19 protein-coding genes and 2 pseudogenes are annotated in these 21,594 nt (G+C 64.0%); 11 read left to right on the top strand and 10 right to left on the bottom strand.

All coding sequences use genetic code 11. The features are described 5' to 3' along the window. Nucleotides 1–3: 3 nt before the first annotated feature. The 3 genes from CAG18_RS14675 to CAG18_RS14665 all read right to left on the bottom strand — a co-directional run bounded on the left by CAG18_RS14675 (nt 4) and on the right by CAG18_RS14665 (nt 4,088). Nucleotides 4–1,257 carry an MFS transporter gene (locus CAG18_RS14675; protein WP_085721099.1) on the bottom strand — a complete coding sequence of 418 codons (1,254 nt, stop codon included), beginning with the start codon at nt 1,255–1,257 and terminating at the stop codon, nt 4–6. Between the two features lie 102 nt (nt 1,258–1,359). Then, nucleotides 1,360–2,526, bottom strand: coding sequence for an acyl-CoA dehydrogenase family protein (locus CAG18_RS14670; protein WP_085721098.1), 1,167 nt, complete (start codon nt 2,524–2,526; stop codon nt 1,360–1,362). Nucleotides 2,527–2,540: 14 nt separating this feature from the next. After that, complete coding sequence (locus CAG18_RS14665) at nt 2,541–4,088, bottom strand: AMP-binding protein (RefSeq protein WP_085721097.1); 1,548 nt, start codon at nt 4,086–4,088, stop codon at nt 2,541–2,543. Between the two features lie 236 nt (nt 4,089–4,324). Here CAG18_RS14665 and CAG18_RS14660 point away from each other — a divergent pair, with 236 nt between their 5' ends. Beyond that, on the top strand, nt 4,325–5,107 hold the full coding sequence (locus CAG18_RS14660) for an aldolase (protein ID WP_085721096.1): 783 nt from the start codon (nt 4,325–4,327) through the stop codon (nt 5,105–5,107). A gap of 44 nt (nt 5,108–5,151) precedes the next feature. After that, entirely contained in the window at nt 5,152–6,039 is an 888-nt protein-coding gene (locus CAG18_RS14655) for a dihydrodipicolinate synthase family protein (RefSeq protein WP_085721095.1), read from the top strand. Between the two features lie 37 nt (nt 6,040–6,076). On the opposite strand, the gene CAG18_RS14650 is transcribed toward CAG18_RS14655, so the two are convergent. Continuing rightward, complete coding sequence (locus CAG18_RS14650; RefSeq protein WP_085721094.1) at nt 6,077–7,588, bottom strand: PLP-dependent aminotransferase family protein; 1,512 nt, start codon at nt 7,586–7,588, stop codon at nt 6,077–6,079. 102 nt (nt 7,589–7,690) lie between these two features. Here CAG18_RS14650 and CAG18_RS14645 point away from each other — a divergent pair, with 102 nt between their 5' ends. Beyond that, nucleotides 7,691–8,905: a benzoate/H(+) symporter BenE family transporter gene (locus CAG18_RS14645; RefSeq protein ID WP_043935451.1), complete on the top strand. Its 1,215-nt coding sequence runs from the start codon at nt 7,691–7,693 to the stop codon at nt 8,903–8,905. A gap of 59 nt (nt 8,906–8,964) precedes the next feature. Then, nucleotides 8,965–10,161, top strand: a complete 1,197-nt coding sequence (locus tag CAG18_RS14640) for an MFS transporter (RefSeq protein ID WP_085721093.1) — start codon at nt 8,965–8,967, stop codon at nt 10,159–10,161. A gap of 88 nt (nt 10,162–10,249) precedes the next feature. Here CAG18_RS14640 and CAG18_RS14635 read toward each other — a convergent pair whose 3' ends face one another. Beyond that, the gene (locus CAG18_RS14635; protein ID WP_085721092.1) at nt 10,250–11,557 is read right to left on the bottom strand and encodes a DUF2235 domain-containing protein; all 1,308 of its coding nucleotides are present in this window, start codon (nt 11,555–11,557) and stop codon (nt 10,250–10,252) included. A 231-nt stretch (nt 11,558–11,788) separates the two neighbouring features. On the opposite strand from CAG18_RS14635, the gene CAG18_RS14630 reads away from it, so the two are divergent. From CAG18_RS14630 to CAG18_RS27100, 7 genes are all read left to right on the top strand, one after another. Then, nucleotides 11,789–12,748, top strand: a complete 960-nt coding sequence (locus CAG18_RS14630; RefSeq protein WP_013971644.1) for a MoxR family ATPase — start codon at nt 11,789–11,791, stop codon at nt 12,746–12,748. 4 nt (nt 12,749–12,752) lie between these two features. Continuing rightward, nucleotides 12,753–13,697 (top strand): DUF58 domain-containing protein, encoded by a 945-nt coding sequence (locus tag CAG18_RS14625; RefSeq protein WP_013971643.1) that lies wholly within the window; start codon nt 12,753–12,755, stop codon nt 13,695–13,697. A 13-nt stretch (nt 13,698–13,710) separates the two neighbouring features. Then, nucleotides 13,711–14,205: a DUF4381 domain-containing protein gene (locus tag CAG18_RS14620; RefSeq protein WP_015269461.1), complete on the top strand. Its 495-nt coding sequence runs from the start codon at nt 13,711–13,713 to the stop codon at nt 14,203–14,205. Further along, nucleotides 14,198–15,274 carry a VWA domain-containing protein gene (locus CAG18_RS14615; protein WP_015269460.1) on the top strand — a complete coding sequence of 359 codons (1,077 nt, stop codon included), beginning with the start codon at nt 14,198–14,200 and terminating at the stop codon, nt 15,272–15,274. Before CAG18_RS14620 ends, CAG18_RS14615 begins: the two co-directional genes overlap by 8 nt. Next, nucleotides 15,271–16,989, top strand: a complete 1,719-nt coding sequence (locus tag CAG18_RS14610; RefSeq protein WP_085721091.1) for a tetratricopeptide repeat protein — start codon at nt 15,271–15,273, stop codon at nt 16,987–16,989. Before CAG18_RS14615 ends, CAG18_RS14610 begins: the two co-directional genes overlap by 4 nt. Beyond that, nucleotides 16,986–18,620 carry a BatD family protein gene (locus CAG18_RS14605; RefSeq protein WP_085721090.1) on the top strand — a complete coding sequence of 545 codons (1,635 nt, stop codon included), beginning with the start codon at nt 16,986–16,988 and terminating at the stop codon, nt 18,618–18,620. Before CAG18_RS14610 ends, CAG18_RS14605 begins: the two co-directional genes overlap by 4 nt. A gap of 649 nt (nt 18,621–19,269) precedes the next feature. After that, nucleotides 19,270–19,428, top strand: a complete 159-nt coding sequence (locus CAG18_RS27100; RefSeq protein WP_178075718.1) for a hypothetical protein — start codon at nt 19,270–19,272, stop codon at nt 19,426–19,428. A gap of 201 nt (nt 19,429–19,629) precedes the next feature. Here CAG18_RS27100 and CAG18_RS14600 read toward each other — a convergent pair whose 3' ends face one another. The 5 genes and pseudogenes from CAG18_RS14600 to CAG18_RS27095 form a co-directional block, all read right to left on the bottom strand. Then, complete coding sequence (locus tag CAG18_RS14600) at nt 19,630–20,061, bottom strand: DUF2628 domain-containing protein (RefSeq protein WP_015269456.1); 432 nt, start codon at nt 20,059–20,061, stop codon at nt 19,630–19,632. A 178-nt stretch (nt 20,062–20,239) separates the two neighbouring features. After that, nucleotides 20,240–20,506, bottom strand: a pseudogene (locus CAG18_RS14595) (hypothetical protein); the annotation flags it as partial. Between the two features lie 143 nt (nt 20,507–20,649). Beyond that, nucleotides 20,650–21,204 (bottom strand): hypothetical protein, encoded by a 555-nt coding sequence (locus CAG18_RS14590; RefSeq protein WP_223998074.1) that lies wholly within the window; start codon nt 21,202–21,204, stop codon nt 20,650–20,652. After that, the gene (locus CAG18_RS14585) at nt 21,197–21,469 is read right to left on the bottom strand and encodes an AHH domain-containing protein (RefSeq protein WP_256573358.1); all 273 of its coding nucleotides are present in this window, start codon (nt 21,467–21,469) and stop codon (nt 21,197–21,199) included. The genes CAG18_RS14590 and CAG18_RS14585 overlap by 8 nt, the downstream gene beginning before the upstream one ends. Nucleotides 21,470–21,494: 25 nt before the next feature. Further along, a pseudogene (locus CAG18_RS27095) lies at nt 21,495–21,594 on the bottom strand (IS5/IS1182 family transposase); the annotation flags it as partial.

Below are 21,594 nucleotides of genomic sequence, written 5' to 3'. Positions count from 1 at the left end.
AGGTCAGGCACGGGCCAGCGCGGCCGTGCCCACCTGAAGCAGCCGTTGGCGGGTTTTCTGAGGGTCCATCCATACCAACCCTGTCAACCCGGCAATGACCAGCACCGCCCCGCATACCAGGAAGCCCTGGCCATACCCTGCCGGGTGGTCGGCTCCGGCACCCTGTACCAGAAACCCCGTGACTACGGGTGCCGCCAGCCCGGCCAGCGAAGCGAAACCATTGCCGATAGCCAGGATGCCGCCACGCTGCCCGCTGGGCGTGAACTCCGCCAGCATGGCTGGCCCCACCGAGTACATGACCAGCGCCAGCCCGCCACTGAAAGTCAGGCTGATGATTCGCTCGACATTCCCCAGGCCCGGCAGGAACAATGCCGCCGACAACAACCCGCTGGCAATCAGGCACAGGGACACGAAGGCTCCGCGCGACCAGCGTGTCGCCACCCCGGCGCGCATCATGCGCTGCGACAGCCAGGCCATGAACAGGCTCAGCGGCGTGGTCACCACCACGAAAAGCACGAACACCCGACCGGTCATGATCGGGTCGATGCCCAACCCGGTTTCCAGATAACTCGGCACCCACGTCAAGGTCAGGGCCAGCGACCAATTGGCGGCGAAGTGGCACAGGTAATTGCCCAGCACGGTGCGGTCGCCGAGCAGACGGCGGTAGGCGATGTGCGCCTGTTCTTCCCTGGGCTGGCCGGGGCGGCTGCGGTCAAGAGTACCCTCGCGCCCCAATGCCCACCACAGCACGCACCACGCCGCACCGATCAAGGCCAGCACGATGAAGTTCATGCGCCAGCCATAGTGCACGCTGATCCATGGAATCATTGCGCCTGCCACCAGCAGCCCAAGTGCACTACCGGTATGCAACAGCGCCACCGGCAGGTTGCGCCGGTCGTTGGGGAACCACTTGTACAAGGCATGGGTTGCCACCGGTGACGCCGGCCCTTCGCCGATGCCCAGCAGCACCCGGCAAGCGACAATAGCCCACAGGGAGGTGACGAACAGCATGGGCAACTGGATCAGCGCCCAGAACGCGCCCATGCCCAACAGCAGGGTGCGGGTCGGCCGGCGGTTGGCCATGAAGCCACCGACCACTGCAGAGATGGCGAAGAACCAGTGCAGCGCGCCGCCCACCAGGCCGAACTCGGCCGGGGACAAACCCAGTTCCCTGGACATGGGCACCGCTACAAGGCCGATGACCACCTTGTCCAGGAAGTTCACCAGCATAAGCAGTGCCAGCAGTACCGCAATCATCCAGGCCGTGCCTGCACGCGCGCGGGAGTCAGTATGAGTCATGTCGATCTCTCTTATTGTTCTTGTGGGAGAGCCCGGCCACTCGAGGCCGGGCGTGCAGTTTCACTGCTCGGGCATGAGCACGCCCTTGGCAATGGTGTTGCGCTGGATTTCGCTGGTCCCGGTAAGAATGCGCATCATACGGGTCGCACGGAAGATCCACTCCACCGGGTTGCCCCGCAACAGCCCGGCCCCCCCATGAATCTGCACCGCTCGGTCGGCGATACGGAAGGCCGTTTCCGATACGAACAGCTTGCACATCGGCGCCTGGGTGCGGATATCGCCACCGGCGTCATTCACCGCGGCAGTGGCATAGACCATGCTGCGTGCCGCATGCAGTTCGGTGGCCATGTCGGCGATCATGTGATTGATCGACTGGAACATCGCGATCGGCTGGCCAAACTGCTTGCGAGTGCGGGCGTAGTCGACCGTCAGGTTCAGCGCCAGGCCCGCCATGCCCAGCATGGTTGGGCAATGCAGCAGACGATTGAGCGTGATGCGCCCCATTGCCAGCTTGAAGCCCTGCCCCTCCTCGCCAATGCGGTTGGCCACCGGCACTCGTACCTCATCGAGAAGGATGTCGCCATGGGCGCCGCCACCGGACATGACCGAGTAATCGCTTTCCACCCGCACGCCCGGCGCATCCAGCTCGACAAAGAATGCCGAGATCCCCTGGGCGCCACGCCCGGGGCCGGTGACCGCGAGCAGTATTGCGATATCGGCATAAGGCGCCCCGGAAATGTAGCGCTTGGCCCCGCTCAGCACGTAATGCTCGCCGTCGCGCCGAGCGGTAGTCCTGATCGCCGTGGCATCGGACCCGGCTTCACTTTCGGTCAGCGCGAAGCACACTGCCTTTTCGGCTCGGCACACCGGCTGCAGGAAAGCCTCGACCTGGGCCGGGCTGGCCACCTTGAACAGGTGGCCGACACGCGGCGGCCCGGAAAGCTCGCCGAGAATGTGCGGCGCCAGCATAGAGCCCGTCAGCACTGTGGCCTCCTTCACCGCACACAGGTCGGACACGCTCAATCCTGCACCACCAATCGTTTCGGGCAGCATGATGTTGTAGAAGCCCTGCTCGCACGAGCGTTGCCACACCTGCTGCAGCACCTCACGCGGGTGCGGTTCGGCCCAGCTGAGGCTGGCGCGTTGCTCCAGGGGCAGGATTTCGTTGCGAACGAAGCCGCCGATGGCCTCGATGATCTGTTTGGCCTTTTCGCTTGGCTGGTACATGGCAATTCCTCAAGTCAGATGCGGCGTTCGCTGTTTTGCCAGTAGGCGTCTCGAATCAGGCGGCGCACCACCTTGCCGTTGGGGTTCTTCGGCAGCTCGCTGACGAAGTCCACACCGCGCGGTTTCTTGAACCCGGCAAGAGCCTGGGCGCAATGCTCGATCACCTCGTGCTCCTGCAGCTGCATGCCAGGCTTGAGCACGATCACTGCCCGCACCGCTTCGCCCCACTGTTCGTCGGGCACGCCTACCACGGCAGCCTCGAACACTTGCGGCAGGCTGTAGAGCACCTGCTCGACTTCGCTGGGGTAGATGTTGAAGCCACCGGAAATGATCATTTCCTTCTTGCGGTCGACGATGAACACGTAGCCCTGCTGGTCCACCGTGGCCAGGTCGCCGGTGAGGTAGTAGCCATCACGCATAACCTCGGCGGTGAGATGCGGTGCGCGCCAGTAGCCCTGCATGATGTCCGGTCCCTTGACCACGATCTCGCCCACCTCGCCTGGCTGGACATCGCGGAAATCGTCGTTCACCACACGCAGGTCGGTCTCGAAGTAGCATCGTCCGCACGAGGCCAGCCGGCGGTAGTCGCCGCCTTCACACAGGTGGTCCTGCTCGGTCAGCACCGTCACCAGCGAGCAGGTTTCGCCAGCGCCGTAGCCCTGGGCAAGAATCGGCCCGAACACTTCGATAGCCCGCTTGACCAGCGCTGGCGCCATTGGCGCTGCGCCATACATCACCAGGCGCAGGCTGCTCAGGTCATAGCGCTCGACCCCGGGAAAATTGACCAGACGGTTGATCATGGCCGGCACCAGGAACAACCGGGTCACGCCCTCGCGCTGGATGGTCTCGAGCAGCAACTGGTCATCGTAGCGTTCCAGCAACAGGCTGCAGGCACCCACCGCCAGCAGCGGCATCAGCTGCATGCCGCTGGCATGGGTGATGGGGCCGACATGGGCCATGATGTCGCCTGGGCCGGCACGCCGGGTGGGGCTGGCGATGCTCTTGCGGATCAGCGCCTTGCGGTTGCCGACGCTGAGCATTGCTGCCTTGAGCACACCGGAACTGCCCGAGGTGTAGTGCAATACGGCCAGTGCATCGTCAGGCAGATCGCAACTTACCGGCTGGCTGCTGCCTTGGGCCAGCAGTGCGCCGTAGCCGATATCGCCGCCCTGCTTGCCAAGGGTAACGATCAGGCGTAGCGCAGGCACCTCCTGCCTGCGCGCCAGCAAGGCCTCGGCAGCTTGCGGGTCGGCGATCAGCGCGACGCTGCAGGCGTCATTCAGTACCTGGATCACTTCATCCAGCGCCAGGCGTGCATTGACCGGGACCTTGACCAGGCCGGCCTTGTAGAAAGCCACCTCAGCCTCCACCAGCTCGACCCGGTTGGGAGCCAGAATCGCGACATGTTCGCCGCTGGTGATGCCATGGGCCAACAAGGCCGAGGCCAACTGATTGGTCCGCTGTTCAAGCTGCGCGAAGGTGAGGCGGGTGTGGCGGTCGATCACCGCCAAGCGCTCAGGCCAGTATCTTGCACTTCGACTGGTTAGGGTTGCGAGGTTCACGTTGTTGTTCTCGTCGCGGTTAAGACCCGGTCGATGCTAAACAGCGCGCGTTCGGAGCAAGTAATACCAGTTACGTATGCGGGCCATAACGGTTTGCACTGGACCACATCGCATGAGTGGCAGTGGTGATGACACATCGCTTGCAAATGACACTTTGTGTCATTAATATCGATTTTGTGTCCTGATAGCGCTTCGCGCCAATCAGCCTTTATAGGCCCTTCATGCAGGTACCGCCCATGACGACCACCATGCAGACCCCCAAGGATCAGCTCGTCAAACTCGCCCAGCAGCAGATGCTGACGGCGCTGGCCGACAACACCTACACTCCTCGCCAGAAACTCGCCCTTACCTGCCGCATCCTGTTCGACGGCGGCCACGATTCGGGCCTCGCCGGGCAGATCACCGCCCGCGCCGAGCAGCCTGGCACCTACTACACGCAACAACTCGGCCTGGGCTTCGACGAGATCGCCGCTTCCAACCTGCTGGTGGTCGACGAAGACCTCACCGTGCTGCAAGGCCGCGGCATGGCCAACCCGGCCAACCGCTTCCACAGCTGGCTGTACCGTGCACGCCCCGACGTCAACTGCATCATCCACACCCACCCGCTGCACAGCGCCGCCCTGTCGATGCTGGAAGTGCCACTGGCGATCTCGCACATGGACCTGTGCCCGCTGTTCGACGACTGCGCGTTCCTCAAGGAGTGGCCCGGCGTACCGGTGGGCAACGAAGAAGGTGAAATCATTTCCAGGGCGATCGGCGACAAGCGCGCGATCCTGCTTTCCCACCATGGCCTGCTGATTGCCGGCCGCTCGATCGAGGAAGCCTGCGTGCTCGCCCTGCTGTTCGAGCGCGCAGCCAAGATGCAGCTGCTAGCCATGGGCGCCGGTGAAATTCGCCCCATCCCGGATGCCCTGGGCAAGGAAGCCCACGACTGGATCTCCACCCCCAAACGTCATGGTGCCGCGTTCAGCTATTACGCGCGCCGTGCCTTGCGTGCCCATGGCGACTGCCTGGGCTGACTGAAGCTGTACTCTTTCCCCAACAACGGCAAAGGTGCCTGGTTATGTCTACACCTGTAATTCGCGGCGTTATCGGCTACACCATCACTCCCTTCACGGCAGACGGCGCGCTCGACCTGGATGCCCTGGGCCTGTCCATCGACCGCCTGATCGCCGACGGCGTGCACGCCATCGCACCACTGGGCAGCACCGGCGAAGGCGCCTACCTGTCCGACAGCGAATGGGAAACGGTGGTGCGCTTCAGCCTGGCACGCATTGCCGGCCGCGTGCCCAGCGTGGTCAGCGTCTCCGACCTGACTACCGCACGCACCGTGCAGCGCGCCCGCCTGGCACAGGCCTGCGGCGCCACGGCGGTGATGGTGCTGCCCATCTCCTACTGGAAGCTCACCGAAGCCGAAGTGGTCGCCCACTACAAGGCGGTGGGCGCGGCCATCGACATTCCGATCATGCTCTACAACAACCCGGGCACCAGCGGCACCGACCTGTCGGTGGAGCTGATCCTGCGCATCCTCGGCGAAGTGCCCAATGTGACCATGGTCAAGGAAAGCACCGGCGACATCCAGCGCATGCACCGCCTGTTCAAGGCCACCGATGGCCAGGTGGCCTTCTACAACGGTTGCAACCCGCTCACCCTGGAAGCCCTGGTGGCCGGTGCCACCGGCTGGTGCACCGCCGCGCCCAACCTGATCCCGGCGCTGAACCTGGCGCTGTGGGACGCGGTGCAGCAAGGCAACCTGGCCGAAGCTCGCGCGTTGTTCTACCGGCAGTATGAACTGCTGGAGTACATCACCCGCCGTGGCCTGCCCACCACCATCAAGGCCGGTTTGAAACTGCTCGGCCAGGATGTCGGCGCTCCACGCCTGCCCCTGCAACCGCTGGATGCGCAAGGCAACGACTACCTGAAGAGCATGCTGGTAGAACTGGCCGCCTGACCGTGACAACTGCCCGGCGGCGTCTTGCTGCCGGGCTTCATCCTGGCAATGTTGCTCGCCCTTGGCCAGACTCGACCTGGCGCAACACCTTCGCCAGTTTTGCCACGGCCATCGCCAGCTCGCCAGGGGTATGCGCCGCAAACCCCATCAGCAATCCCGCCTCCCCTTTCGTCGACGCATACAGGCCACTTAGCCCCAGCAGGTCGATACCAGCGGCCTGCGCCGCCTTCACGACCTGTTCTTCAGGCATCGGCCTGGTGAAAACACAAGGCATCTGCATGCCGCCTGCGGGCACACGCGCGACAAGAAAGTCCGACAGCTGTGCCTGCACCAATGCCGCCAGGGCATCGCGGCGCTCCGCATAGATCGCCCGCATCAAGCGCACATGGGCGCCGAAGTGCCCGCCTTCGATGAACCTGGCCAAGGTCAGTTGCGCCAGCGAAGCCGTATGCCCGTCCTGCAAGGTTCGCGCAGCGGTCATCGGCTCGACCAGTTGCGGCGGCAAGACCATGTAGGCAATGCGCAAGCCGGCGAACAGGGACTTGGTGAACGTGCCGATGTAAACCGTACGGTCGTGGGCATCCAGGCCTTGCACGCACGCGGTGGGTTTGCCGGCATAGTGAAACTCACTGTCGTAATCGTCCTCGATGATCCAGGCGCGTTGTTGCCGGGCCCACTCGATCACCGCCAGACGCCGGTCCAGGGACAGGGTCACGCCAGTAGGGAACTGATGCGAAGGGGTCAGGAAAACAGCCCTGGCATGGGGAGCCAGCCGTGTTATCTGCTCGACCTGCATGCCGTCCGTGTCCACGGCCACGGCGATGCAATGCAGGCCAGCAGCACCCAGCGCCTTCCTGACCCCATGGTAGGCCGGGTCTTCGATAACCACCTGGTCGCCCGCGTCGGCCAATACGTGGGCACACAGGCTGAACGCCTGCTGTGAACTGGTAAGGATGAGCACGCGGTCAGCCGTGGCCTGTGCGCCACGTTCAAGATTGACGTAATCGGCAATAGCCCGCCGCAGTGGCTCGGTACCTTGCGCGCTACTGGGCTGCAATGCCTGGGAGCCATGTTCCTTGAACACCTGCCGTTGCAGCTTTTCCCAGGCCTGCAACGGGAAGTTGCGGGTTTCCGCCACCCCCGGCGCAAACGGCCGAGAAACGAAGAAATTGTGCACTCCGCCCTCCTGGCACAGCGCCTGGCCACGACGGCTGATTGCCGGCGGTTCGTCCGGGGCTTTCACCTTGCGGCCCCGGGGCTGGGCCGGCAGGTGCTGCGCACGGGGTGAAACGAAGCTGCCACTGCCCACCCGGCGCTCGATGAAGCCTTCGGCATGCAGCTGGCCATATGCAGCCTCGACCGTATCCCGTGACACAGCCAGCGAGGCCGCCAGCGCACGGGAGGCGGGCAACGCCTTGCCCACGGGCAACGCCCCTTCGAGAACAAGCTGGCGTATCGCACGCTGGATTCTTACGTGCAAAGGCAGTGACGCGCGCTCTGGGTCGCCGATCCAGGCTTTCACCGACTCCAGTTGTGCATGCTTGAACATTGGTATGGCCATGTGTGGAAAAGTGGTGGGGCTATACCGGCCATTCTAGCGCTATAAAAACCAGCCTTTCCAACCCTATGCGCCAGAACGACCGAGGCCTCGATGAACACGCCCGCACACACTGTTCCCACCCCGCTACGGCTGACAGACATCCTTCACCCCGTGGTGGCGGGGATCGTTTCGGTAATAGTCAATTATGGCGGCACCTTCATCCTGGTGTTCCAGGCCGCCAAGCTGGCCGGGCTGAGCCCGGCGCTGACCTCCTCGTGGGTCTGGTCAGTGTCGATCGGCGTCGGGCTCAGTGGCCTGGTCCTGTCCTGGTACAGCCGCGAGCCGGTGATCACCGCCTGGTCCACGCCGGCCGCTGCGTTCCTGGTCACAGCGCTGGCCAGCGTGCCCTACAGCGACGCCATCGGTGCCTACCTGCTGTCGGCAGGCGGCTTCGTGATGCTGGGAGTGACCGGTTACTTCGAGCGCCTGGTGCGGGCCATCCCGGGCGGAATTGCCGCCGGCCTGCTGGCGGGTATCCTGTTGCAATTCGGCATTGGTGCATTCGGCGGCCTCTCGGTCGACCCCGCCCTGGCCGGGCTGTTGATCGCGGCCTATGTAACATTCAAACGCTTTACCGCCCGCTATGCCGTAGTAGGCATTCTGCTGCTGGGCCTGGGCTACCTGCTACTGCAGGGCCAGGTGGACCTGACAGCGCTCAGGCTGGAATTCGCCACGCCGTTGTTCACCGCGCCCACCTTCTCCCTCAACGCCGCCCTGAGCGTGGCCCTGCCGTTGTTCCTGATCACCCTTACCGGTCAGTACATGCCAGGCATGCTGGTGCTGCGCAACGATGGCTTCAAGACCAGCGCCAATCCGATCGTGGCAGTCACTGGCCTGGGGTCGTTGCTGATGGCACCGTTCGGGTCGCACGCCTTCAACATCGCTGCCATCACCGCCGCCATCTGCACTGGCAAGGAAGCCCACGAAGACCCGGGCAAACGCTGGGTCGCGGGCATCGCTGCCGGTGTCTGCTACATCCTCGTAGGGGTATTCGGGGTCACCCTGGCCAGTGTGTTCATGGCCCTGCCGGCCACCTTCATCACCACGCTGGCCGGCCTTGCACTGCTCGGCACCATCGGCGCCAGCCTGGCCAACGCAATGGCAGATGCCCGTTCACGCGAAGCGGCACTGATCACATTCCTGGCCGCGGCAGCCAACATCAACCTGTTTGGCATTGGCGGGGCATTCTGGGGGCTGGTCATTGGCTTGCTGGCCTATGCCGTACTGAACGGCCGCCTACCCGGTTTCTGCCACTTCTCCCGGTAAGCGGGCTTTCCACCATCCTGCCGTGCGCCAGGTGCGCACGCCGTACAACAGGTATCGACATGCCCAAAGCTGGCCCCAAGCTTCTTACCCAAATTGCTGCCGTACACTTCGTCAGCCATGTGCACATCATGCTTATCCCGGCGCTGCTACCCGTGCTCCCCGACTTGCTGGGGGTAGGGTTCGTCGAACTCGGCGCAGCCCTGGCCGTGTTCAATATCGTCTCCGCCCTGGTGCAGGCACCGCTAGGCTATGCCGTCGACCACTACGGTGCGCGCAAGGTGCTCAAGGCGGGCTTGCTGCTGGGCAGCATCAGTTTCCTGCTGGTTGCTGTCAGCCCCAGCTACATCCTGCTGTTGGTGGCGATGGCCATGGCCGGCCTGGCCAATGGCGTGTACCACCCGGCCGACTACGCGCTGCTGGCCAACGGCATCGAACAAGGCCGCCTGGGGCGGGCGTTCTCGATCCATACCTTTGCCGGCTTCCTCGGCTCGGCGGTAACGCCAGCGATATTTCTCGGCATCGCTGCACTATTCGGCACGCAGGCTGCCCTGATGGCGGGCTCGGCTGCGGGGGTTGCCGCCTTGCTGTTGATATCGGTTCCAGGCAGTGGAATCCACCACGTTGCCAAGCCTGGCAAAGGCGGCGCTGGCCCCACTGCAGCAGGTCGCGCGCGACTGTTCACGCCCATGCTCGGGCTGCTGACGGTCCTGTTCATCTTGCTCAACCTGAGCACCAGTGCCATCGAGAAGTTCTCCGTGGCCGCCCTGGTCCAGGGCCAAGACCTGACCCTGGCCTGGGCCAACACGGCACTCACGGCCTTTCTGCTCAGCAGTGCTGCAGGTGTACTGTGCGGTGGGGCCCTGGCTGACCGAACCCGGCGTCACGGCTTGGTGGCGGCCTCGGCCTTTGCACTGGCTGCCGCGTTGACAACGCTGGTGGCCCTCGGGCTGCTTCGGGGCTGGGGGTTGGTGGTGGTTCTCGGTGCCATTGGCTTGCTGACCGGGATCATCGCCCCGTCGAGGGACATGCTGGTGAAGGCAGCGGCACCGAGCGGCGCCGAGGGCAAAGCGTTCGGGCTGGTCTCGACCGGCTTCAGCATCGGCGGTGCCCTCGGGCCGGTGGCGTTTGGCTGGATGCTCGACCAACGCCTGCCTCATGGCATCTTCGTGGCATCGATCGTGTTCATGCTGCTGACGGTGCTGCTGACCTTGGCGCAGGAGGCCTACCTGGCCAGGAAGCACCGACAGCCTGTCTAGCCCCAGGGCTGCTTTGCAGCCCTTTCGCAATGCAAGGCAGATCCTGCAGAACAGCACATGGCCATTGATTCATCTGCGCACTGGCTACTCAGGCGACCGGATTGGCATGCACCACCCGCCCACCTGCCCCCGGCCGATTGACGAACAACACATCCAGCACACTGCCGTGCAACCCCTTCAACGCATTCCAGTTCGCTGATGCATGCACGTACCTGTCTCGCAACAATCGCTGCTCATCCTCGGTCAACCCAGGCTGTTCGCATTCAGCCAGGGCAAACGCATGCAACTTGCGGCTGATGCCCAACAGTTCATCCGGCAGCCGGTGCTCGACCTGCCCGCCCAGTTGCGCAAACGGCACACCAGCGCGCACCGCCAGCTCCCGCATGATGCTCAGGTACACCCGCGACAGCTGCCCCGCCACTTCCCGTTCGCGGTACACCGCCGCGTATACCTGTTTTTGCGCCTCGCTAGGCAGGCCACCGGCAATCGGAACCTCCCAGGCCAGCACACGCGGCCTGGGCGCGCCCATTTCGCCAAACGACGACGCCAGCAACGCACTGACTGTGGCATGCACACGCGTGTGCTCGGCGCGCATTCTCAGCGGCACCCGCTGAGAATGCGGTTTGCACAGCAGCACCTGCTCCTGCGTGGTATCCGGGTAACCACCGCCAATGTTCGAGTGCACGCCTGGCAACACGATGTCATGGCCGCTGCGTACCAGCGGGAAGTTGTGCCGCTGCTCGTCCCCCGCCACCAGCTGCACCATTTGCCGGGCAATGCCCGCGCCCAGGCCAAGGCGCAAGCCACCATGGCGGTCGTCGGCAGGATCGAAGTCGCCCTGCAGCGGCGCGATAATTGCAGCAACCGTGTCGAACAGGCCGATGAAGTTGATCACGATGCCACAGGGCACAGCCAACAGGCTGCTGCCGCCATCATGCAGCAGGTTGGCCAGATGACGCACAGCCGCAGCGCCGCGGCTGAAACCGAACAAGTCGAACTCGACCCGCTCGAGCCTTGCCTTTGGGTGCGCCTGGCGCCAGTCCCGCAGTTGCCCGGCAATCCCCGCCAAGGCCTCGGTGACCCGCGTCTCGGCCCCTCTACGCCCACACCCGGTGGCCAAGGCATAGGCATGATCCGCCTCCCCCGCCAGGGTGCCCACGCCCTCGACATAGCGCTTCAGAAACGCCATGGTCCCATCAGCATTGGCCCCCTGCGTCGGGTACAGTGCATGCAACAGGGCCACATTGCTCAAGGCATTGGCATAACTGCCCCCCTTGTTCCCCGGTGCATCCACCGGCATCACATTGCTCAGGTTGTTACCGGTGCCATCGAAGAACACGCCAAAACGCAGGGTGACCGGCGTGATGCGTGCAGTGCTACAGCTGTTCAGGTCCATCGTCGTGCTTCCTGCTTGTACCAAAAGCACAAGCAGGCGCCAGCACGCTGCTGCGGAACATCAGCCAATGGCCAGCGATACACAGGACATTTCCGGACCTGCATGGCCCCCGGCAAGGATAAATTTCCCTACCGCCATTGGTCGCCACCCCCCCGGATGGATTAAAGTATCACCCCTTGCCAGGGCAGCTGCTTCCAGCCGCCTGCGGCCCCATACCAGGAACCGTCACCGATGGAACACCGTGAAGCGCTGATCGCGCTGCGCACCTTTCTTTCTTCCCAGATCCTAGGCCAGGAGAAACTGGTCGAGCGGCTGTTGATCGTGCTCCTGGCAGACGGCCACATGCTGGTCGAAGGCGCGCCGGGCCTGGCCAAGACCAAGGCCATCAAAGAGCTCGCCGAAGGCATCGAGGCGCAGTTCCATCGCATCCAGTTCACCCCCGACCTGCTCCCGGCCGACATCACCGGCACCGAAATCTACCGCCCGGAAACCGGCAGCTTCGTGTTCCAGCAGGGGCCGATCTTCCACAACCTGGTGCTGGCCGACGAAATCAACCGCGCCCCGGCCAAGGTGCAGTCCGCACTGCTCGAGGCCATGGCCGAACGCCAGGTCAGCGTGGGCCGCAGCACCTACGACCTGTCGCCGCTGTTCCTGGTCATGGCCACACAGAACCCGATCGAGCAGGAAGGCACCTACCCGCTGCCCGAAGCCCAGCTCGACCGCTTCCTGATGCACGTGAAAATCGGCTTCCCCGACGCTGCGGTAGAGCGGCGCATCCTGTTGCAGGCCCGTGGTGAAGCCCTGGGCGGCGAGACCAAGCCCGAGCGCCGGGTCAGCCAGCAGGCGATCTTCGCCGCCCGCAAGGAAATCCTTGGCCTGTACATGGCCGATGCGGTGGAGGAATACCTGGTGCAACTGGTGATGGCCACCCGCACCCCGGCCAAGTTCGATGCCGAACTGGCCGACTGGATCGCCTACGGCGCCAGCCCGCGTGGTTCCATTTCGCTGGACCGCTGCGCGCGCGCCCACGCCTGGCTGGCCGGGCGCGATTTCGTCAGCCCCGAAGACATCCAGGCGGTGCTGTTCGACGTGCTGCGCCACCGCATCATCCTCTCGTTCGAGGCCGAGGCGGCAGGGATCGATCAGGACCGCGTGGTCCAGCGCATCCTCGACGTCGTCGCCGTTGCCTGAGCCCATGCCCACTGCATCGCTGGCCGAACCCGGCATCCGCATCGGCCTTGCCGAGCTGATCGACATGCGCCACCGCGTGCGCGAAATCCAGCTGTTTTCCCGGCCCGGCCAGCGCAGCCCGCTGGTGGGCCTGCACCACTCCAAGCTGCGCGGGCGCGGCGTGGACTTCGACCAGGTGCGCGTCTACCAGGCTGGCGACGATGTGCGCAACATCGACTGGCGGGTTACCGCGCGTACCCAGGAGCCGCATACCAAGCTGTTCCACGAAGAGCGCGAACGGCCCATCTTCATTCTTGTCGAGCAGAGCCAACGGCTGTTCTTCGGCTCGGGGCTGATGTTCAAGTCGGTGCTGGCCGCCCAGGCTGCAGCGCTGTTCGGCTGGGCCGCGCTGGGCCATAACGACCGCATTGGCGGGTTGGTGTTTGGCGACAACGAGCACCACGAAATCAAGCCCCGGCGCAGCAAGCAGAGCCTGCTGCAACTGCTCAACCGCCTGGCCAAGGTCAACCAGGCGCTGCACACCGAGGCCACGCCCGGTGCCGACAGCCTCGGCCTGGCCCTGCGCCGCGCCCGCGAAGTGCTGCGCCCCGGCAGCCTGGCCATCGTGATCTGCGATGAGCGCTCGCTCACTGCCCAGGTGGAGCAGCACCTGGCCATGCTCTCGCGCCATTGCGACCTGCTGTTGATGCCGGTGTCCGACCCGCTCGATCATGCCCTGCCCGCCGCTGGCCTGCTGCGCTTCGCCCAGCGCAGCGCGCAGCTGGAGCTCGACACCCTGGACGCCAACCTGCGCCAGGCCTACCGCCAGCAGGCCGAAGCGCGCATCGAGCGCTGGGAGCTGATGGCGCAAAAGCTGCGCGTGCTGCTGATGCCACTGAGCACCCAAAGCGACATGATCGAGCAACTGCGCGAGTACCTGAACGCCCAGCGGCCACGGAGCGCGTCATGAAGAGCAGCGGCCAATGAACCCGCTTGATCAACTGCAGCCGCTGATCGCCCCCGCGCCGATCGGCCTTTGGCCACCGGCACCCGGCTGGTGGCTGCTGCTGGCCGTGCTGCCGCTGTTGGCCTGGGGCCTGTGGCGGGTGCGCCACTGGCGCCCGGGCAAACGCCGTATCGTGCGTGCCGAACAACCCTTGGACCCGGTACGCGTGGAAGCACTGGCCGAACTTGCCCGCCTGCCGCGCCCCTACGACGGCGCCCCGGCCGGGGCGTGGCTGCAACAGATCAACGCCCTGCTCAAGCGCCTGTGCCGCAGCCACTACCCGGGTGCCAACAGCCATACCCTCAACGGCCGCCAGTGGCTGGCGTTTCTCGACAACCGCTGCCCGGCCGCCGGCCTGACGCGCTGGATGGTACTGGTCGAAGGCGCCTACAAACCCGAGTGCAAGCTCGACGACAAGGCCATCGCCGGGCTCAGCCAAGCCGTCGAAACCTGGATTCGCAAGCATGTTTGAACTGGCCTGGCCGTGGGTCTTCGCCCTGTTGCCGCTGCCGTGGCTGGCGCGCCTGGTGCTGCCGGCCGCCGACAGCGGCGAACCGGTGCTCAAGGTGGGCTTCCTCGACGAACTCGAAGGCCTGGCCGGGCGCCGCGCGCGGCTCAACCTGCCGACCTGGCGCCAGCAGGCGCCCTTTGTCGTCATCTGGCTGTTGCTGCTGTGCGCCGCCGCCCGCCCGCAATGGTTGGGCGAGCCGGTGCCAGTGGCTGCCAGTGGCCGCGACCTGCTGGTGGCGGTGGATGTGTCCGGGTCGATGGACTTCCCCGACATGCAGTGGCAGAACGAAGAGATCAGCCGCCTCGACCTGGTCAAAGCGCTGCTCGGCGACTTTCTGCAGGACCGCGAAGGCGACCGCGTGGGCCTGATCCTGTTCGGCAGCCAGGCCTACCTGCAGGCCCCGCTCACCTTCGACCGACGTACCGTGCGTACCTTCCTCGACGAGGCGCAGATCGGCATCGCCGGCAAGAACACCGCCATCGGCGACGCCATTGGCCTGGCGGTCAAGCGCCTGCGTCAACGGCCGGCACAAAGCCGGGTGCTGGTACTGATCACCGACGGCGCCAACAATGGCGGGCAGATCCACCCGTTGACCGCCGCCCGCCTGGCAGCCCAGGAAGGCGTGCGTATCTATACCATCGGCATCGGCGCCAACCCCGAAGCCAGCGGCACCCCCGGCCTGCTCGGCCTGAACCCAAGCCTGGACCTGGACGAAGCCTCGCTCAAGGAAATTGCCGACATCACCCACGGCACCTACTTCCGCGCCCATGACGGCGCCGAACTGGACGCCATCGGCGACACCCTCGACCAGCTCGAACCGGTGGCCCAGCAGCCGACCCAGGCGCGCACGGCCAAGGCCCTGTATGCCTGGCCCCTGGCCCTGGCCCTGCTGCTGAGCGTGCTGCTGGTACTGGCCGTGCAATGGCCCGACAACCTGCTGCACCGCCTGCTGCGCAAGCCGCGCTTCCTGCAACCGCACCCGGAATGGCGCCAGCGCCTGAAGCGCCTGCGCCTGAGGAGGCGGCGATGATCGAACTGTGGCCCGAATGGTTGCGCCCGCTCTGGCTGCTGGCCGTGCCCCTGCTCGGCTGGCTGTTGTACAAACTGTGGCACCGGCGCAAGCGCGCCGGGCGCTGGCAGATGATTCTGCCACCGGCGTTCCATGGCGTCCTGCTCGGCGGTGGCAGCGGCGGCACCAGCAAGCTGCCATGGGTAGCACTGGGCCTGGCCTGGGTCCTGGTGATCCTGGCGCTGCTCGGGCCCAGTTGGCAGCGCGTGGAAGAAAGCCGCCAGCGCCCGGCCGACCCACTGGTGATCCTGCTCGAACTGACCCCGCAGATGCTCGCCGAGGACAGCCCGCCCAACCGCCTGGAGCAGGCGCGGCGCAAAATCCTCGACCTGCTGGAGCACCGCCGCGACAGCCAGACCGCGCTGGTGGTCTACGCTGGCTCCGCACACACCCTGGTGCCGCTGTCCGATGACTTGGCCACCAGCCGCAACCTGCTCGAGGCGGTCGACCCATCGATCATGCCCAAGCCCGGCCAGCGCGCCGACCTGGCCGTGCAAAAAGGCCTTGCCCTGCTTGCCCAGAGCGGCCTGGGCCAGGGCCGCCTGCTGCTGATCGGCTCGTCGCTCAGCGCCCCGGAACGCGAAGGCATCGCCCAGGCCCTCGGCCGCCAGGGCCCGAGCCTGCTGATGCTGGGCATCGGCAGCCGCGAAGGCGCACCGGTGCGCCAGGCCAATGGCGAATACCTGAAGGACGACCAGGGCGGCATCCTGTTGCCACGCCTGGACAGCGCCAGTCTCAAGGGCTTCATCAACGGCACCGGCGGGCGCTACCGGAATGCTCGCATCGACGACCTCGACCTGCGAGGCCTGGGCCTGTTCGACAGCCCGCGCACCGGGCGCAATGATGGCCAGACCCTGCAATTGGACAGCTGGGCCGACCAGGGTTACTGGCTGCTGCTGCCGCTGTTGCTGCTGGCCGCCTGTGCCGGCCGACGCGGCTGGCTGTTCTGCCTGCCGCTGCTGCTGGCCCTACCCCAGCCCAGCCAGGCCTTCGAGTTCAACGACCTGTGGCTGCGCCCCGACCAGCAAGGCCAGCGCCTGCTGGAGCAGAACCGCCCGGCCAGCGCCGCGCGCCAGTTCCAGGACCCGCAATGGCGCGGCATGGCCCTGTACCAGGCCGGCGACTATGCCGGCGCTGCCGAAGCCTTTTCCCAAGGCGACACCGCCGCCGCACACTACAATCGAGGCAACGCCCTGGCCCGCAGCGGTGAGCTGGAAGCTGCGCTGGACGCCTACGAACAAGCCCTGGAACGCCAGCCCGACCTGCAAGCGGCGCTGGACAACCAGGCACTGGTGCAGCAACTGCTGCAACAGCGCGAGGCCACTGCCGAGGAACAACCGGCCAGCAGCGATACCCAAGGCACGCCCGGCAGCGAAACCGAAGGCAACAGCAGCTCGGCCAGCAGCCCGGCCCAGGGCACGCCCGGCAACGACGAACAGGCCAGCGCCGAACAGCCCGGCGAAGGCAGCAGCAACAGCCAGGTAACGCCCGGCAACCAAGCGGGCGCGGACGACAGCGTCACCCAGCCGCCGCAGCGCCCGGTATCGACCAGCCTTGATACCGAACAGCGCCAGGCCCTGGAACAATGGCTGCGGGAGATCCCCGACAACCCTGCGGAGCTGCTGCGGCGCAAATTCTGGTATGAACAGCAATTGCATCAGGAAACCTCACGATGAGTCGCTTCGGCGTCTTTCTCCTCTGTCTGCTGTGGGCCGTGCTGGCCCAGGCCGAACCGTTGCTGCGCGCCAGCGTCGACCGTACCCGCCTGGAAGCCGGCGAAAGCCTGGAGCTGACCCTGGAAAGCCAGGACGTCACCCAGTTCGGCAAGCCCGACCTGCGCGCGCTGGAGGGTGACTTCGAAGTGCGCGGCACGCGCCAGCTGAACAGCCTGCACAGCCTCGACGGCGAAACCCGCGCCAGTACCCGCTGGATCATCACCCTGCTGCCTCGGCGCAGCGGCAGCCTGCGCATCCCCGAACTGCAACTGGGCCAGTCGCACAGCCAGGCCATCGAACTGCAAGTGCTGCAGGCCGATGCCAGCCGCCAGGACAGTGCCTCACAGGTGTTCATCGAAGCCACGCTCGACAGCAGCGAGGTCTACGTCCAGGCCCAGGCCGTGCTCACCCTGCGCATCTACCATTCAGTGGCACTGTACGACGACAGCAGCCTCAGCCCGCTGCAACTGGAAAACGCCAAGGTCGAACCGCTGGGTGAATCGCGCACCTATGAAAAGGAAATCAACGGCGTCCGCCACGGCGTGATCGAAACCCGCTATGCCGTGTATGCCCAACAAAGCGGCACCCTCGACATCCCACCGTTGACTTTCACCGCCACCGCCGCCGCCAGCCAGGACGAGGCCCCGCAAGCCAACGGCACGGTCCGGGCCGGCCACCAGGTGCAGGTCAGCTCGTTGCCATTGCGCCTGGCCGTGCGGCCGATTCCGGCGGCCTGGCCTGCTGGCGTGCCCTGGCTACCGGCCCGCAGCCTGACACTTGAAGAGCACTGGAACCCCGACCCTGGCAACCAGCAGGTGCAGATTGGCGACTCGCTGACCCGCAACATCACCCTGCGTGCCGAAGGCTTGTCCAGCACCCAGCTGCCACCGCTGCCAGCCACCGAAATCACCGGCCTGCGCCGGTACCCCGACCAGCCATTGCTGCGCAACGAAATCAGCGAACGAGGGATGATTGCCAACCGCGAAGAGCGCGAAGCCTTGGTGCCGACCCACAGCGGCGCGCTGGCCCTGCCGGCGCTGGAAGTGGCCTGGTGGGATACCCGAGAAAACCACCTGGAGCACAGCAGCCTGCCGGCGCGCACGCTGAACGTGCAGGACAACCCGGCGCTGAGCGCCGACACCCCGGTCGGCGACAACAGCAGTGCCAGCAGCTTGCTGTGGCCCTGGCAGCTGGCCACCCTGGTGTTCGCCCTCACCACCGTGCTGGGCTTTGCCCTGTGGTGGCGCGCCCGCTCGCAGCCAGCGGTGCTGCGTGCCGCGCAGGCCGGGCCGAGCCCACGTACCTTGCTGGATGATCTCAAGCGCGCGTGCCAGGCCAACGACCCACAGGCAACCCGCCAGGCGCTGGACGCCTGGGCCCGCCAGCAGCCGGAAACCCTGGCCGAGATGGCGGCGCGGTTCGTGCCGTTGTCGGATGCACTGGATGGGTTGAACGGGGCGCTGTATAGCGAGAGCGGGCAGTATTGGCAGGGTGAAGATTTGTGGCGGGCGATCGGTACGATTCCCCCGGCTGAGCAGGTATTGCTGCCGACCGGCGAGAACGGCAGCCTGCCGCCGCTCTATCCCAAGTGATGTGCTGCCTGTGCAGGCCTCTTCGCGGGCATGCCCGCTCCCACAGTGACCGCGCCGGCCTGTAGGAGCAGCCTTGTGCTGCGAAGAGGCCATGACTGCCACAGACAGTCTTCTGTCATACCGGCCTCTTCGCAGCACAAGGCTGCTCCTACAGTCATTGGCTGCTTACACGCCCCCTGTGGGAGCGGGCGTGCCCGCGAACACCGGCGCAGCCGGTGCCACCGTAAGATATTTCTGAACCTGCACCCCAATGCTTCAAGATCAACCCGCTTAGGAATTATCCTACGCGCGCTGCCGAACTATCGCTGTTGTCGGGGAAACACCTCACGGATAACGTTTCCGGGTCGCTTCGGTGACCGGGTGTGAGAACCCGACGATAAGCAAATTCCGTCAGCTTTCATGGCGGCCGCGCGCGGGCAGACTTCGGTCTGGCCGAGTTTTCCTTTGCTTCCTCGGTTTCTCACCACGCGCACGGCTGCCACCTAAACCCGTGAGAAGGTTGCGGTGGTGGCATTCTCTGATCAAGCAAAGGGTTTTAATCACGAAAAAGATCGTCCCCGATCCACCCGTAAAACTAACGGCCCGCCCCTTCTACACCATCAACCAGGACACACCCTCGGTTGACGCCCTGATCCACACCCTCCAGCTGATGGCCGGCATCGAAGACTCGCTGGACGAATACATCTGCGCCAATGCCAGCGAGCCCGGCATCAACATGCTGGTCAACGCGGTGCATCACGTACAGATGACCAAGGCCTTGGCCGAGTTGCTGTTGCACCGGCAAACCGGGGATATCACCCGACACTGACTACACCGCCCCAAGACATGCGCGGCCCCTGTAGGAGCGGCCTTGTGTCGCGAAAGGGGTGCGAAGCGCCCCCAGGATCTGCGCATCACCGCAAAATCGCCGGGGCCGCCTTGCGGCCCTTTCGCGACACGAGGCCGCTCCTACAGAGACCGTGACCAGGGCTTCATCAACCTGCGAGCACCGGTTGAACTGGCTGACGGCTCAGATGAACCGCTGCCCCTCGAACGGGTTCCAGCTCTGCTGCCCTTTGGTCTGCTTCAGGTAGTAGGCACGGTTGGTCAGGAAGCTGTACAGAAACGCAAACGCCATGCTGATGCCGTTATCCACCGGGCGCGGGATTTCGCTACCCGTCGCGATCTCGTAGTAGCTCAGGAGAACGCCGATGGCGATCATGATGGCCAGCATGACCAGGTTCTTCTTCCACAGCCCCAGCACGAACCAGTAGATCGGGCCGAAGAAAAAGGCGATGAAGTTGTTGTTGATCAGCAGCTTCTTGCCAAATGGCAAGGCGCGGAAAGCGGCTTTGTAGGGCTCGGAGGTGGGTGCGCCGTACTGATCGAAGAAAGCGAAACGCTCCCGCCATTTTGGCTTGAGGTTATCTGGGGTGGATTGGGTTTGTGGGATGCCTTCCATTGGTGACTCCTGTGATCGTCGTCCGTGAGTGTCGAATAGCCATGATCATGGCCGGTTCGGAGGGTAAATCAGCATGCCTTTGAGGGCAAGCTTGATACCTCCCGCAAAGCGAGAGCCAAGTCACGAAACACTCAAGGCTTCCAGATCGGCGCGATCAGAAATTCGTTGTTCACCAATTGATGTCGGTCAGGCGACCCAGCGGGTGGTCGTAGTGCAGGTGTACGCGGGTGCCGCCGGTGGCGCTGATGTCGGTCAGCGTACCGTCAGGCGTGCGGGTGAAATGCAGGAAGTGGCCGAGAACGTTCTCGATGCGTTGCAGCGGCACTTCGGTGTTGGTGTCTGGCACTTCGCCGAAGTAGAAGAACAGGTTGTCCCGCGTTTGCAGGATGTAGTGGCCGCCCTCGGTGCACACCAGGTACACCTGCTCGTGCGGGTTGCGCTGACCGTATTTGCCCTAAAAATATTTGGCTCCGCCAGCAATTTGGCAGAGCCAGTCTATTTTAACTGTTAAAGATCACGCCATCAAAGTCGTACAACAAAAAATTTACACAGAAAATAACTCTCGGGAAAACTCGACGGCACAGGCATCTAATCCTTAAACTGCACCCCGCGCACCAAGCCATTCTCCAAAACAGACTTGACGCGAGCAGTCACCACAATCGTAGGGCTGTCCTCTTCAGCCCTAACGACATCACTAGAAAGCACCGCCTCATTATCCAAAACTATCTTACTGAACCACCTCGGACCATCTGGCATATAGCTAAGTAACGGCTCACTAACAGATTCTTTCAAGTTAAAGGCTGGTGATTTACCTATAACATTGAATATCTTGTAACCAGTATAGGAAGCCTCACCTATCAGTAGATCCGCATCCACAAACTGAACACCAGAAATACTTTCTCTCCTCATTAGTTCGTAGAGCCGCGGCGAAATCAAATTGGGCCCATCACTGAAAAAAAAATCATAGCTAAGGAGCTTGGAAGCACTGACCCTTTTCGGCCCCTCGAAACAGACTTTTATATCCTTGCTTACAACCACGCACTCTTTGAAAATCCCAGAATCCTCACCAGACAACATCTTTGTCTTCAGCCAATAACTTTCAGGATAGTCATCTGAAATAGAAAGTATAAAATTTTTAGCCACAAGTCGCTCCCCGAACAGAGTTTTTATTCAGCATCGTTTTACCTGCACGCAGACCTTTTCTCTCATCAACCATGACTCCGTGAATAGCCTTCTGGTAGTCCGCTTTGGTCCAGCCATTTTTCTTGCCGTATTCGTGAATAATATCCAGTTTCTTCTCTACAGCCGAATTATATTGCGCGTGAGAGCCACGATGCACCGTTCGCACCGGATGGCTCTCCTCATACTTAGGCAGATAAATAATATTGGACAGCTTATGAATATTCACCTCGCCCGCCTGCATGGCCGCATGATTAGGCTCTGTACGAAAAGAGATGTCGCAGACACCGCATGGAACAAGCCAGTGAGACCATGGCGGCATAGCTTTTCGCGAGCTTGTCGAAGCGCGTCACG

The sequence above is a fragment of the Pseudomonas sp. B22(2017) genome (genome assembly GCF_002113105.1).
Lineage (GTDB): Bacteria > Pseudomonadota > Gammaproteobacteria > Pseudomonadales > Pseudomonadaceae > Aquipseudomonas > Aquipseudomonas asiatica.
Note: the sequence above shows the minus strand (reverse complement) of the source record. Positions and strands in the feature narration are given on the sequence as shown.